Below are 14,337 nucleotides of genomic sequence, written 5' to 3' on the forward strand. Positions count from 1 at the left end.
CATGGAGCACGACGTCATCATCTACGGCGCCACGCTCGCCGGCATCATGGCCGCGCTGCGCCTGCGCCTGCGCGGCCTGTCCAGCCTGATCCTGGAGCCGACCGGGCACGTGGGCGGCATCGTGGCCGGCGGGCTGGTCAAGAGCGACCCGCCGAACGTCATCGAGGCCCTGGCCGGACTGACCCGCGACCGCTTCTTCGCCGGCATCGGCCGCGAGTACGGCACGGACGAGCCGCGCTACCGCTTCGAGCCGAAGGTCGCCGAGCGGGTCGCCCGGCGGCTGCTGGCAGAGGCGGGGGCCGAGGTGCTGACCGGCACCCGCGTCCACGGCCCCGCCGACGTCGAGACCCGGGGCCGCCGGATCCAGGCGGTGCTCGGCCGGCGGGCACGCTTCTTCATCGACGCCTCCTACGAGGGCGACCTGATGGCCGCCGCCGGCGTGCCGTACACCTACGGGCGCGAGCCCCGGGCCCGCTACGACGAGCCGTTCGCCGGCGTGCTCCCGCACCGGGCGCTGCGCCGCAGCGAGTTCTCGCCCAACCGCGGCTACCCGGTCGGCCCGCCGCCCACCGAGCGGCCGGGGGAGGGCGACGCCAAGACGCAGGCGTACAACTTCCGCGGCGTGCTGTCCAAGGCGGCCGACCGGCTGCCCTTCCCCCGCCAGGAAGGGTACGACCCGCGCCTGTACGACCTGCTCGGCCAGCTCGTCCGGCGGCGCGGCCTCGGCGGCCTGTCGGACATCGTCACCCACACGGCGCTGCTGCCGCCCGGCGACAAGTACCAGACCAACCAGGCGCTGTTCATCGGGTTCGACCTGCCGGGCGCGTCGTGGGACTACCCCGACGGCACCTGGGCGCGGCGGGAGGAGGTCATCGCCGAGCACGTCCGCTGGCACCAGGGCCTGCTGTACTACCTGGCGAACGACCCGTCGCTGCCGGAGTCGTTCCGCGCCGACACGCGCGCCTTCGGGCTGCCCGCCGACGAGTTCGCCGACAGCCCGTACGGCGCCGGCTTCCCGCACGCCCTCTACATCCGCGAGGCCCGCCGCATGGTCGGACAGCACGTCCTCACCCAGCACGACCTGCGCGCCCCCGGCAACACCACGCCGACCCCGGTCTGCTGCTGGAAGTACGGCATCGACTGCCACATCGTCCAGCTCTACCCCGAGGGCCAGGACACGATCGCGGGGGAGGGGCCGCCCAGCGGCACCGAGTACAACGAGCCGGCCGACCTCTACCAGATCCCCGCCGAGTGCCTCTTCCCCGCGCGCGGCGGGATCGAGAACGTCGCCGTGCCCGTCTGCTTCTCCGCCAGCCACGTCGCGTACCTGTCGGCCCGCATGGAGCCCAACTACGGCATGCTCGGCGAGGCCGCGGGCGAACTGGCGGCTCAAGCGCTGCGTACCGGGCAGGCGGTGCAGGACTACCGCCATCCCGACCTGGCCGCGGCCCTGCGGGAGCACGGCAGCGTGCTGTCCCTGCCCGAGCTGGAGGTTCCGACATGATCCCCGATCCGCCGTTCCAGCCGGGGCCGCTCGACGCGGCCGCCGGCGGGCGGCCGCACCGGGTCGAGCTGCCGCTGCAGGTCGGGCAGGCCCGCGAGCGGTGGTCGCTGCGGCTGGCGTTCACGGCCGGGCACGGCCCCTGCCCCGACCTGGAGATCGAGATCGACGGCCGCCATCGCGGGCTCGTCCACCCCGAGGTACGCCGCGACGACCGCACCGACGTCTACCGGCACGGCCCCATCGCGGGCGAGGTGACGATGGAGGTGCCGATCCCCGGGGGGATGCTGCCGCCGGGCGAGCACGTACTGGCGATCACCACGACGCTCGACCGCGAGGCCGCCACCGGCCCCGTGACGATCCCCGGCGGGCAGCCGCACCGGCACCGCGAGCAGTTCGGGCACCACTTCGGCAGCGGCATCACCTGGCGCTCGATCGAGCTGACGCCGGCCACATCGCCGCCGCCCCCTCCCGCGCTCAAGGCCACGCCGCTCTACCTGCGCGACGGCCGCGAACTCGTCGAGCTGACCGTGCCCGCCCCCGCCCGCCGCGCGCAGGTCCGGCTGTCCGGCCGCACGCACGCCTTCGACCTGCCGGAACGCGACCTCGGCCAGGTGCGCGTCCGCTTCCCGGTCGACGAGGCGCGCGGCCCGGCCGAGGTGCGGGTGGACGGCGGCCCGCCCGTGACGTTCGCCCTCACCCCCGCCCGCAGGTGGACGCTGCACCTCATTCCGCACGTGCACCTCGACGTGGGCTACACCGACGGCCAGGGCAAGGTGCTGGAGCTGCACAGCCGCAACCTCGACCGGGCGCTGGCGGCGCTGGAGCGCGACCCCGGCTTCGCGTTCTCGGTGGACGGCTCGCTCATCCTGGCCCAGTACCTGGCTACCCGGTCGGAGAAGAACGCCGGCCGGGTGCTCAGGGCCCTGCGCGAGGGCCGGATCGCGGTCAACGCCTTCCACAGCCTGTTCCTGTCCGGCGTGGCCTCGCTGGAGGAGATCTACCGGGCCGCCTACCTGGCGGCGCGGCTGCGCGACGAGCACGGCGTGCCCGTCACGTACGCCAACCTCACCGACGTGCCCTCCTACAGCGCGGCCGTGCCGTCCATCCTGGCCGCGCTCGGCGTCGAGGGCTTCGTCGGCATCGAGAACCACCACCGTGGCGGCAACGCGGACAGCGACCTGCAACACCTGCTCAGCCCGGTCATGTGGGAGGGCGTGGACGGCTCGCGCGTGCTCACCCACTTCTCCGACACCTACTCCCAGCTCCGCTTCATGGTGGGCGACCCGCAGACGATCGAGGGCGGCGCCCACTCCCTGTGCCGCCTGCTGGCCCGCTACGAACGCCCCGACTACCTGCCCCACGACCTGGCGATCATCGGCACCCACGCCGACAACGAGGACCTCGCCGACGGCGACGCCGGCTTCGCCGCCCGCTGGAACGCCGTCTACGCCCACCCCCGGATCGTCGTCTCCACGATGGCCGGCTACCTGGACGCGGTCCGTCCGCTGGCCGACCGGCTGCCGGTGTGGCGGGGCGACGGCGGCAGCTACTGGGAGGACGGCGTCGGCACCGGCGCCACGGTGGTGGCCGAGCACCGGCGGGCCCAGAGCGCGCTGCCCGCCGCCGAGGGCCTGGCCGCCCTGGTGACCCGGGCCGAAGCGGGCTACCGGCCCAACCGGGAGGCCCTCGACGCCGCCTGGGAGGGCGCGCTGTTCGGCGCCGAGCACACCTGGACCTGGTCGCACGCGCTCGCCCACCCGCACGGCGAGCAGGTCGGCGACCAGCTCGACTGGAAGCGGCACCAGGTGCACACCGCCCTGCGGACCGCCGTGGACGAGGGCCGCAGGGCCATGAGCCAGCTCGGCGAGCTGGTCACCACGCAGGGGCCGACCCTGCTCGTGCACAACCCGCTGAGCTGGGCCAGGGACGTGGAGGTCGAGTTCGAGTCGGCCGGGCCGCCGCCGCTGCCCGCCGAGGTGCCCGCCGAGGTGCTGGCCGACTGCGCCGGGTTGCGCCGCTACCGGATGACCGTGGCCGGCGTCCCCGGCTTCGGCTACCGGACGATCCCGCTCGCCGCCCCGGCCCCGCTCGCGCCGGGCGAGGAGGACGGCCGCGGCGCGGCCCCCGGCGAGCGGGCGCAGGACTGGCGGCCGGTGCCGCCGCGGCTCGTGACCCCGCGGTGGGAGGCCGAGCTGGATCCCGCGACCGGCGCCGTGCTCGGGCTGACCTGCCGGGCCGACGGCCGCCGGCTGCTCGACGGGCCGCTCGGCCAGGTGCTCTACGTGCGCGACGGCCCCTCCACCAGTGTCGTGCCCGCGCACAGCGGCGACCCGCACCACCACCCGCCCGTCCCGCGCACCTCGCTCGACGGCCGCCGCCCCCACGCCGACCCGCCGGACCTCGACGTCTTCCCGGCCGACATGCGCCCGGTCGGGCTGCGCAGGACGTACGACGGCTGGCGGCTGCGCTCGGTCGGCAGCGCCCCCAGCGTCCCGTACGTCGAGGTGGACGTGCTGCTCAGGGACGACGACGACCGCGTCGACGTGACCGTCCGCCTGGAGAAGGAGCGCGAACCGGCCAAGGAGGCGCTGTACGTGGCCTTCCCGTTCGCCGCCGAGCAGCCCCGCTTCCGCTACGACCGCCAGCAGGGCTGGATCGACCCCGCCGCCGACCACGCCCCCGGCGCCTGCCAGGAGTGGTTCACCACGCAGTACGGCGTCGTCGTCGGCTCACCCGCCGGGGCCGTGGCGTGGACCTCGGCCGACGCGCCGCTGTTCACCGCGGGCGACATCGTGCGCGGCGCCTGGCCGGAACGCTTCGCCCCGCCCACGGGCGCGCTCTACTCCTGGGTCATGAACAACTACTGGCCCACCAACACCCCGCCCGAGCAGGACGGCACGCTCACCCTGCGCTACGCCTTCCGCCCGCTGCCCGCCTTCGACCCGGTGGCCGCCGGACGGCTGGGCCGGGAGGTCAGGGCGGCGCCCATGGTGTCGGAGGTGAGCAGGCTCGACAAGTTCGACACCGAGCCGCGCCGCCTCGCCGCCCCCTCCGGCCGCCTGCTCGACCTCGGACTGCCGGACTGGGTCGCCGCGACCGTGGCCGAGCCGCGCGACCGCGACGGCCTGCTCGTCCGCCTCCAGGACCTGTCGGGCCGAGGCGGCGAGGTACGTCCGCGCCACCCGGGCCGGATCGTCGTGTGCCGGGCCGACGAGAGCGAGCTGCGCGAACTCGACGGCGCCCTGCTGATCGAGCCCTGGCACGTGGTCACCCTCAAACTCCGATAGCCCCACTGCCCTCCAACGTCGACCCCAACGTCGACCCCGACGACGACCCCCCAACGACGAAAGGAAAGGCCATGTCTGACGCGCGTCACAGCAGGCGCCAGTTCCTCCAGCTCACCGGGAGCACCGCGCTGCTGGCCGCCTCGGGCGGCCTGCTGACGGCGTGCGGCCCGTCCTCGCCCCCGGCGAGCCCGCAGGGGAGCACACGCAAGGCGGTCCTGCCCGCGTACCTCCCCTCGACCGTCGTCAAACCCGACGTGCCCGCCACCGCCGACGGCGTGCTGGCCGCCTACCACGGCTATCCCGCGAACCCCGTCACCGCCTTCACCGGCAAGCCCGGCGAAGGGCTGGGCGAGGTCAAGGTGCTGACCAACATGTTCGACCCGGTGCCGCCCGGCGCCGACGTCAACCGTTACTGGCAGGAGCTGAACACCCGCCTCGGCGCGACCCTGAACATCACGATGGCGCCCGCCGCCGACTACGTGAGCAAACTGTCCACCGTCATCGCCAGCGGCGACCTGCCCGACGTCCTCATGCTCTCGGCGAGCCTGGCCCACCGCTCCCAGATCCTCACCCGCCTGTGCGCCGACCTCAGCGAGCTGCTCTCCGGCGACGCGGTCAGGAACTACCCGTTCCTGGCCGGCATCCCGCGCGACTCCTGGCTGGCCACCGCCTACCAGGGCGGCGTGTACGCGATCCCCGTGCCCCGCGCCATCGTCGGCACGATCATGTTCGCCCGCTCCGACCTCATCGCGGAACGCTCGCTGAACGGCGAGCCTAAGAGCTACGACGACTTCCTGGCCCTGGCCAAGGGCCTGAGCGACCCGGCGAGGAACCGGTGGGCCTTCGGCGGCCCCAAGGGCGTCATCACGTTCGTGGGCACCATGCTCGGCGTGCCCAACACGTGGCGCGTGGAGGGCGGCAGGTTCACCTCCGAGCACGAGACGCAGGAGCGCAAGGAGGCCATCGCCAAGACCGCCGAGCTGGTCAAGGCCGGTGTGTTCCACCCCGACGCCGTCGGCGGCAAGCTCAACCTGCGCGACCTGTTCGGCAACGGCACCGTCGCGCTCAACGCCGACGGCTACGCCGCCTGGGACATCCTGGCCGACACCTACCGGGTCGACGTCGGCGCGATCGTCTCGCCCGGCCCCGCGCGGGCGGGCCAGGCGCACTTCGCCATCACCGCGTTCAAGAAGACCGACCGCGACCGCCTGGCCAAGCTGCTGCGCGTCTGCGACTGGCTGTCCGCGCCGCTCGGCACGAGCGAGTACATGTTCCGCAAGTTCGGCGTCGAGGGCGAGCACTACACGATGAAGGACGGCGCTCCCCAGCCGACCAGCCTCGGCGACGCCGAGGTCAAACTGCCCCTGGAGTACGTCGCCGACGCCCCGCACGTGCTCGGCCCCGGCCCCAGGGAACGGGTGGACGCCCAGCGCGCCTACCAGGAACGGGTGGTGCCCTCCATCGTGCGCAACCCCGCCGCCGCCCTCTACTCCGAGACCGCCGTCAACAGGGGCGGCACCCTCATCAAGATGATCGACCAGGCCGAGCTGGACATCGTCTCCGGCCGCAAGCCCGTCAGCCACTGGGACGAGGTCGTCAAGCAGTGGCGTGCCCAGGGCGGCGACCAGATCCGCCGCGAGTACGAGACCGCGCCGGCCCAGGGCGACTGATCGATGGCGCTCGACGTGAAAGCCCCGCCGGCCCGCCCGGCCGCCCCCGCGCGGCGCACCAGGCCGCGCACCTCGCGCCTGCGCAGGGACGGGCTGCTGCTCCTGCTCGGCGTGCCCGGCCTGCTCGTGATCGTGCTGTTCCACTACGTGCCGATGCTCGGCAACGTGATCGCGTTCAAGGACTACCAGCCCTTCCTCGGCATCCGGGAGGCGCCGTGGGTCGGCCTGCGGAACTTCCTGGTGCTCTTCAACGGTGACCCGCTCTTCCTCAACGCGCTGGTCAACACGCTCGTCATCTCGCTCGTGCAGATCGTCTTCGTCTTCCCCGTGCCGATCGCGCTGGCGTTGCTGCTCAACTCCCTCGCGGGGGAGCGGGTCAAGCGGCTGGCCCAGTCGATCCTGTACCTGCCGCACTTCATGTCGTGGGTGGTCGTCGTCGCGATCTTCCAGCACATGCTGGGCAACGCGGGGCTGCTGAACACGTTCCTGCGCGGGCACGACCTGGCCACGCTGCCGCTCATGGGCAACCCCGACCTGTTCCTCGCCCTCATCACCTCGCAGGTGATCTGGAAGGACGCCGGCTGGGGCACGATCATCTTCCTGGCCGCGCTGTCCCGGGTCGACCCCGAGCTGTACGAGGCCAGCGCCATGGACGGCGCCTCCAAGACCCGCCAGCTCTGGCACGTGACGCTGCCCGCCATCCGCGGCGTGATTGTGCTGATGCTCATACTCAAGCTCGGCGACGTGCTGACCGTCGGCTTCGAGCAGATCATCCTGCAGCAGGCCATGGTCGGCGCCGACGTGTCAGAGGTGCTGGACACCTACGTCTTCACCTACGGCGTGGTCGGCGGCAACTGGGGCGTGGCCGCCGCCGTCGGCCTGGTCAAGGGCCTGGTCGGGCTGGTGCTCGTGGTCGGCGCCAACAAGGTCGCGCACCTGCTGGGCGAGAGAGGGCTCTACACCAAATGATCGTTCGTGCCGTCAAGGGCGTGGTCGTGGCCGCCTGCTGCGCTCTGGTGATCCTGCCGTTCCTGGCGGTCATCTCCACCAGCCTGGCCGACCAGACGCAGGTCACCGCCACCGGCGGCTACGTGCTGTGGCCCGAGCGCCCCAGCCTCGACGCCTACCGGGCCATCCTGGCGGGCGGGGTGGTCACCCGGGCGCTGCTCGTGTCCGTCGGCGTGACCGTCGCCGGGACGCTGCTCTCCCTGACCTGCATCACGCTGCTGGCGTACTCGCTGAGCCGGCCGGGCTCGCTGCTGCACCGGCCGATCCTGCTGACCGTGCTGTTCACGCTGCTGTTCGCGCCCGGCATGATCCCGATGTACCTGACGATCAAGCAGCTCGGGCTGCTCGACTCCTACTGGTCGCTCATCCTGCCCGGACTGGCCGGCGGGTTCCAGATCATCATCATGCGGGCGTTCTTCCAGGAGATCCCCGACGAGCTGATCGACGCGGCCCGCATCGACGGGGCTGGCGAGCTGCGCATCCTGCTGCGGGTCGTGCTGCCGCTGTCGAAGGCGGTCGTGGCCGTCGTCGGGCTGTTCAGCGCGGTGGCGTACTGGAACGCGTTCTTCAACGCCATGCTCTACCTCAACGACACCGAGAAGTGGCCGCTGCAACTGGTCCTGCGGACGTACGTGGTCGACAACAGCTCGCTCGGCGTCGACGCGGCCGACCTGTCGGGCGGTTTCCTGCCCCCTGCCCAGTCCATGCAGATGGCGATCCTGGTGCTGAGCCTGGTCCCCATCGCGATCGTCTACCCGTTCCTCCAGAAGCACTTCTCCAAGGGAATCCTCATCGGCGCGGTGAAAGGCTGACACATGAAGATCAACGAGGACCGCCGTCGTATCCTGTCGGCGTTAGGCGCGGGCGGCGCCGCCCTGGCGCTGACCGCCACGCCCGCGCAGGCCGCCGCCAGGCGCGCCGACGTCCGCGTGATCGCGGGCGTCACCGACCTGCGCGAAACCCCCGGACAGCCCGGCGAGCAGGTGTACCTGCTCGGCTACCACCAGGCCGAGCCCGGAGTGACCCCCACGCCAGGACGCGGCGGCGGCGACCTCTACTGGGACGAGAACAGCACCGAGGCCGACGACGCCGGCACCGTCTTCGCCGTCGCCGGCGTGGCCACCGGCCGGTGGAAGCGTCCCGTCGCCGCCACCGTGGACCTGGCCTGGTTCGGCTGGCGCGGAACCGGCGCCGACGACGACACCCCGCGCCTGCAGGGCGCGGTGGACGCCCTGCCCACGGGCGGCACCATCGAGATCGGCCCCGGCAAGGTGCTGCTCAAGAAGACGATCTCCGTCAAGCGGGTGCCCGTCACCTTCGCCGGCGCCGGCCACACCGACAGCCTCGACACCGGCACGCAGATCCTCCTCGACACCGGCACGGCCGACGGGTTCCTGCTGACCGGCGTACACGGGGGCGGCTTCCGCGACCTGCAGATCCGCGGCCTGGGCCTGGGCGGCGGGGCCATGATCCGCACCGAGCGGGCCGGGCCGGGCACGGCCGACGGCAACTACATGCTCGCCTTCTCCAACGCCCGCTTCCGCGACGGCCACAACGGGCTCGTGCTGCGGGCCTGCAACACCGTACGGTTCCAGAACTGCGTCTGGAACACCTTCACCGGCGACCAGGTCATCCTGCTCAACGGCGTCGCCGACGACCAGCGCGCCGACCCCGTCGAATTCGTGCAGTGCGGCATCGCCGCCGGCTCCGGCAACAAGGTCACCGACAACGTCGTCATCGACGGGCTCGGCGGGTCGATCAAGTTCATCGCGACCGCCATCCTGTTCGGCCGGCACGGGCTCTGGATGCGCAACACCACCGGCAGCAAGGCCCTGCCGAAGTTCGTCTACTTCGAGGGCGGCGGCTTCGAGAACGGCCACGGCGTCCCGGTGCTGCTGGAGGCGGGCGCGCAGGCCCAGTTCGCCAACACCTACATCTCCGCCGACGGCGAGTACGACAACGTCCGGGTCGGCCCCGAGTTCACCGGCGGGGTCACGTTCACCGGCTGCGTCATCCGCGGCGCCGGCCGCAACGGCATCGACGTCGACGCCGCCCGCACCACCGTGACCGGCTGCCTCATCGGCAACAACGGCCGGATGGCGCACGCCGACTTCGCCCGGCAGATCGGCACCGTGGCCGACAACGGCTCGGGCGGCGTCCGGGTCACGACCTCCGGCCCGCACGGCTGGGAGAGCGACGACCGGGTCACCCTCACCGGCGTCCCCGGTCTGGACGGCCCTTGGACGATCATCGTGATCGGGGAGGCCGCCTTCGACCTCAAGGGTGCCAGGTTCGGCGGCGGCCACTCCGGCGGGACGGTCTACCGGCACGGCGCGGGGATCAACCTCCGTGCGCGGGCCACCCGTGTCGTGGTGACCGGCAACGCCATCGGCGGCTTCGTCGGCGACGGCACCAACCGCCAGGACTACGCCATCGTCAGCGCCTCGCCCGACGTGCTCATCAGCGCCAACGACCTCAACGGCAACCACGCGGGCCCGTACGCGCTGACCGGCACACAGACCGCGCAGACCCGCGTCATCGGCAACAAGGGCGTGCAGCAGATCGACGGCTGGCTGACCGCCCGCATCGACGGCGCCGTCGCCGACGGCCTGCACGACCTGTCCAACCTCCTGTACGCCGACGGCCAACGGCTGCGCATCATCCGCGTGTCCAGGAAACTGGGCACCGGGACCTGCGCGGTCCGCCTGGACGCCAACGGCGACAGCGCCGGGGGCGCGGCGACCGGGGCGACCACCTCGTTCCAGGCCACCGCCCTGACCTCGCCGTACGTGGTGGACGGCGCCTCGGCCGCCAAACGCCTCCAACTCCGCGTACTGGACAGCGCGGGTGCCAGCGAACTGGAGGTGCAGTTCGCCTACCAGGTAATCTCCTGACCCCCACCGGCCCCGCCCACCTCACGGCGGGGCCGCCTTCCCACCTCCACGCGAAACCGGTCAGGAGGGACGACGACCTCGTGAGTCATTGAGGCCGACGGACCACATCAAGATCATCCACCGGAGTCTGTGGTTGTCCACTCCTGTTGCCGTCAGGTGTGGACGTCAACACCGGTTCGGCTGCGTGCCGGTCAGCGCGTACGGGCCCGCGTGGTTGCCGTTGAGGTCGTTGGCGCTGATGAGCACGTCGGGTGAGGCGCTGACGATGGCGTAGTCCTGGCGGTTGGTGCCGTCGCCGACGAAGCCGCCGATGGCGTTGCCGGTCACCACGACACGGGTGGCCCGCGCACGGAGGTTGATCCCGGCGCCGTGCCGGTAGGCCGTGCCGCCGGAGTGGGCGCCGGCGAACCGGGCGCCCTTGAGGTCGAAGGCGTTCGCCCCGATCACGGTGATCGTCCAGGGGCCGTCCAGGCCGGGGACGCCGGTGAGGGTGACGCGGTCGTCGCTCTCCCAGCCGTGCGGGCCGGAGGTGGTGACCCGGACGCGCACGCGTCGGGGCGGCCTGCCGTCCGGTCGGTACCAGCACCGCCCGCGCGTGAAGAATGCCGAGGCGACAGTGGCCAAGCGGAGGGAAGGGTGGCCGGACAGGGGACCGAGACCATCGTGGTCCCGATCGAGGGACCTCCCGGGGGCAGGCGGGAGCCGTACACTGAACACCATGAGCAGAACCCAGCATGTGCCCTACGTTCTGGAGCAGGACGAGGACGGGGTCTGGTGCGCCAGTGCGCAACTGCGGCCCGGTGTGGGCGCGGTGGGCGACGGCCTCACTGCCGAGGCTGCGGTTGCCGACCTGCGTGAAGCGCTGATCGCGCTGATCGAGGAAGTGGGCGTGTCTCCCGAGGTGGCCGTGACGGTGGATGTCGCCTGATGCCACCCGTTCCCTCCGTCCCAGGAGGCCAGGTAGTCCGCGCTCTGGAGAAGGCCGGATTCACTCTCGCTCGGGTCCGGGGCAGTCACCACATCTTGCGTCATGATGACGGGCGCGTGGTCAGCGTGCCGGTGCACTCTGGACAGGACCTCCCCAAGGGCACCCTACGCAACATCTTGGCCCTGACCCGTATCACCGTGGACGAGCTGGACGACCTGCTGTAGACCGCGCAGACCCGCGTCATCGGCAACAAGGGCGTGCAGCAGATCGACGGCTGGCTGACCGCCCGCATCGACGGCGCCGTCGCCGACGGCCTGCACGACCTGTCCAACCTCCTGTACGCCGACGGCCAACGGCTGCGCATCATCCGCGTGTCCAGGAAACTGGGCACCGGGACCTGCGCGGTCCGCCTGGACGCCAACGGCGACAGCGCCGGGGGCGCGGCGACCGGGGCGACCACCTCGTTCCAGGCCACCGCCCTGACCTCGCCGTACGTGGTGGACGGCGCCTCGGCCGCCAAACGCCTCCAACTCCGCGTACTGGAGAGCACGGGGGCCAGCGAACTGGAGGTGCAGTTCGCCTACCAGGTAATCTCCTGACCCCCACCGGCCCCGCCCACCTCACGGCGGGGCCGCCTTCCCACCTCCACGCGAAACCGGTCAGCAGGACGACCACCTCGTGAGTCACTGAGGTCAACCGACCTCACCAAGATCACGAATGATCGAGACTAGTCCGAAACCACGGTGACGCCCGCATCGGAGAACATCTCCAGGATGAAATCGACATACGTGACGGGGCCAGACTCCAGATCAACGGCTCTGGAAAGGTGCTGCCGGGCGACGGCGAAATCCGACCAGCGCACCGTCGGTGGCGAGCCGTCCAGACGAGGCAGATGTCTCAGGCAATCGAAAAACCCATAGATGCTCCCTCCGAAATAGCCTCCAGGTCCGTGCACAGCCTCGCCGATAGCGCAGAAAAAGCTGGCCAAGTCCTTGATTCCCCGGCCGTCCAGCACGATCTCTCGGCCGATGGGACGCGTCGAGATCCTGCTGATCATTGCGGCTTCGACCCAGCCTTCCCGTTGCCCGACGGGGATGTCCCACCACAAATTCTTCTCCACCGGCGGGGCCACCCGCCACGCCTCCCATACAGGCTTGGCCCCGGTATGTGGCAGCCAGACGACATTCGCGCCCACCTGTGCCAAGCACGCGTCGGACGAAGCAGGCACGATCTCTACATTCCAGAGATCGTACTCACCAATACCGTCCCCTTCTTTGTTCACGATTTCAAGGACAACGTCGCCTTTGAGGGCCAGCTTCTCGCCGGAACGCCACTCGCGCGCAGGTGCCCTCAACCCGCGAACGGCGAGGGACAACCGAGGACTCGGTGGTTCATCCGGACACTCGTAATCCTCGTAGGCAGAGCGGGTTCCGACGAAGAAGCCGTCCACGTCGGAGAATTCCAGTATGCGCTCCGACTTGCGGTCGATGCGGAGCATATACTTGATCTCCGTCATCTTTGACGCCTCCCCAAAATTTTACTCGAAATATTCCTTCTTGCACATTTCCTTGGGAAAGGTTTCTATTCTTCTATAGTGGGTGTTCGTGTATCCGTAGTCGCCGTAATTGTTCGGTCCGAGAATTCGGTGCCGTATGTGGCTGCAGACGGCGGCCGGGACCTATGTGCAGATCAACGGCGGGGCCGTCTTCCACTTCCGCGCGAGACCGGTCGGCAGGACGACCACCTCGTGAGTCACTGAGGTCAACCGACCTCACCAAGATCACGAATGATCGAGACTAGTCCGAAACCACGGTGACGCCCGCATCGGAGAACATCTCCAGGATGAAATCGACATACGTGACGGGGCCAGACTCCAGATCAACGGTTCTGGAAAGGTGCTGCCGGGCGACGGCGAAATCCGACCAGCGCACCGTCGGTGGCGAGCCGTCCAGACGAGGCAGATGTCTCAGGCAATCGAAAAACCCATAGATGCTCCCTCCGAAATAGCCTCCAGGTCCGTGCACGGCCTCGCCGATAGCGCAGAAAAAGCTGGCCAAGTCCTTGATTCCCCGGCCGTCCAGCACGATCTCTCGGCCGATGGGACGCGTCGAGATCCTGCTGATCATTGCGGCTTCGACCCAGCCTTCCCGTTGCCCGACGGGGATGTCCCACCACAAATTCTTCTCCACCGGCGGGGCCACCCGCCACGCCTCCCATACGGGCTTGGCCCCGGCATGCGCCAGTGAGGTGATATTCGCGGTCACCTGCGCTGAGAAATCGTCAGGCGAGGCCAACATGATCTCTACATTCCAGAGATAGTAACCGCCGATGCTGTCCCCTTCTTTGTTCACGACATCAAGAAAGACGCCGCCCTTGGGAGTCAGCTTCTCACCGGAATTCCACTCACGCCCAGACGACCTCAATCCGCTAACGGCAAAATATAGTCGATATCTCGATTCATCCGGATCCTCGTAATTCTCGTAGGCGGAGCGAGTTTTGACGAAGAAATCGTCCATGTCGGAGAACTCAAGGATGCGCTCCGAGCCGCGGTGCATACGGAGCGCATACTTGACCTCTGCCATCCTCGACACCTTTCAAAAGTGCTTCCCGTGAAATATTCCATCTTGCGCATTTCCTGTGAGAAGGAGTCAATGTTACGACGGTGATTCTTCATGTATTCGTAGTCGCGGTTATTGCTCGGTTTGAGAATCCGATAGCTGTCCGGTTTTCTCTCATTACCTCTGCTTGGAACCTCTCATTCGAGTGAGTTAGGGAAATTATCCGACTCGCCGGACCAGCCTTTCTGCTCGGTGCTGAATCCGTGCTTCAAGCGCATCGTTGCCCGCCCGTTGAGGGTATTACCGAGTATCTTATCGTTAATAGTCACCGGCGAGGACACGATAGATGTGGCTCACGTCGACGGTCAGGTTTGTGCACGCGTTGACGGCCGTCCGCCGTTCCATCACGCTGATCTGCACAGAGGTCCCGGGCTGCCGTCTGCAACCACATGCCAGCCCGCAGTTCGCCCGCCCGTACCCAACACGTC

12 protein-coding genes are annotated in these 14,337 nt (G+C 69.9%); 9 read left to right on the forward strand and 3 right to left on the reverse strand.

Translation table 11 applies throughout. From position 1 onward, the window contains the following. Nucleotide 1: 1 nt before the first annotated feature. The 6 genes from ACZ6S0_RS32555 (at nucleotide 2) to ACZ6S0_RS32580 (ending at nucleotide 10,363) form a co-directional block, all read left to right on the forward strand. Entirely contained in the window at nucleotides 2-1,504 is a 1,503-nt protein-coding gene (locus ACZ6S0_RS32555; RefSeq protein WP_465923130.1) for an FAD-dependent oxidoreductase, read from the forward strand. Next, complete coding sequence (locus tag ACZ6S0_RS32560) at nucleotides 1,501-4,791, forward strand: glycoside hydrolase family 38 N-terminal domain-containing protein (RefSeq protein WP_465923131.1); 3,291 nt, start codon at nucleotides 1,501-1,503, stop codon at nucleotides 4,789-4,791. Before ACZ6S0_RS32555 ends, ACZ6S0_RS32560 begins: the two co-directional genes overlap by 4 nt. A 71-nt stretch (nucleotides 4,792-4,862) precedes the next feature. Then, a complete protein-coding gene (locus tag ACZ6S0_RS32565; protein ID WP_465923132.1) occupies nucleotides 4,863-6,461 on the forward strand; it encodes an extracellular solute-binding protein in 1,599 nt (532 codons plus the stop codon). A gap of 3 nt (nucleotides 6,462-6,464) precedes the next feature. Further along, nucleotides 6,465-7,430 carry an ABC transporter permease gene (locus tag ACZ6S0_RS32570; RefSeq protein ID WP_465923133.1) on the forward strand — a complete coding sequence of 322 codons (966 nt, stop codon included), beginning with the start codon at nucleotides 6,465-6,467 and terminating at the stop codon, nucleotides 7,428-7,430. Beyond that, complete coding sequence (locus tag ACZ6S0_RS32575) at nucleotides 7,427-8,281, forward strand: carbohydrate ABC transporter permease (protein ID WP_465923134.1); 855 nt, start codon at nucleotides 7,427-7,429, stop codon at nucleotides 8,279-8,281. The genes ACZ6S0_RS32570 and ACZ6S0_RS32575 overlap by 4 nt, the downstream gene beginning before the upstream one ends. A gap of 3 nt (nucleotides 8,282-8,284) precedes the next feature. After that, nucleotides 8,285-10,363: a right-handed parallel beta-helix repeat-containing protein gene (locus ACZ6S0_RS32580; RefSeq protein ID WP_465923135.1), complete on the forward strand. Its 2,079-nt coding sequence runs from the start codon at nucleotides 8,285-8,287 to the stop codon at nucleotides 10,361-10,363. A gap of 165 nt (nucleotides 10,364-10,528) precedes the next feature. Here ACZ6S0_RS32580 and ACZ6S0_RS32585 read toward each other — a convergent pair whose 3' ends face one another. Continuing rightward, complete coding sequence (locus tag ACZ6S0_RS32585; RefSeq protein ID WP_465923136.1) at nucleotides 10,529-10,912, reverse strand: hypothetical protein; 384 nt, start codon at nucleotides 10,910-10,912, stop codon at nucleotides 10,529-10,531. Nucleotides 10,913-11,081: 169 nt separating this feature from the next. Between ACZ6S0_RS32585 and ACZ6S0_RS32590 the strand changes: the two genes are divergently transcribed. The 3 genes from ACZ6S0_RS32590 to ACZ6S0_RS32600 are packed head-to-tail and all read left to right on the forward strand — an operon-like array spanning nucleotide 11,082 to nucleotide 11,890. Further along, a complete protein-coding gene (locus ACZ6S0_RS32590; RefSeq protein WP_465923137.1) occupies nucleotides 11,082-11,291 on the forward strand; it encodes a hypothetical protein in 210 nt (69 codons plus the stop codon). Further along, nucleotides 11,291-11,515, forward strand: coding sequence for a type II toxin-antitoxin system HicA family toxin (locus ACZ6S0_RS32595; RefSeq protein WP_465923138.1), 225 nt, complete (start codon nucleotides 11,291-11,293; stop codon nucleotides 11,513-11,515). Before ACZ6S0_RS32590 ends, ACZ6S0_RS32595 begins: the two co-directional genes overlap by 1 nt. A gap of 33 nt (nucleotides 11,516-11,548) precedes the next feature. Further along, complete coding sequence (locus ACZ6S0_RS32600; protein WP_465923139.1) at nucleotides 11,549-11,890, forward strand: hypothetical protein; 342 nt, start codon at nucleotides 11,549-11,551, stop codon at nucleotides 11,888-11,890. 128 nt (nucleotides 11,891-12,018) lie between these two features. On the opposite strand, the gene ACZ6S0_RS32605 is transcribed toward ACZ6S0_RS32600, so the two are convergent. Then, the gene (locus tag ACZ6S0_RS32605; protein WP_465923140.1) at nucleotides 12,019-12,807 is read right to left on the reverse strand and encodes a barstar family protein; all 789 of its coding nucleotides are present in this window, start codon (nucleotides 12,805-12,807) and stop codon (nucleotides 12,019-12,021) included. A 280-nt stretch (nucleotides 12,808-13,087) separates the two neighbouring features. Continuing rightward, entirely contained in the window at nucleotides 13,088-13,873 is a 786-nt protein-coding gene (locus ACZ6S0_RS32610; RefSeq protein WP_465923141.1) for a barstar family protein, read from the reverse strand. Between the last annotated feature and the right edge of the window lie 464 nt (nucleotides 13,874-14,337).

It is taken from the genome of Nonomuraea sp. NPDC051298 (assembly GCF_055586305.1).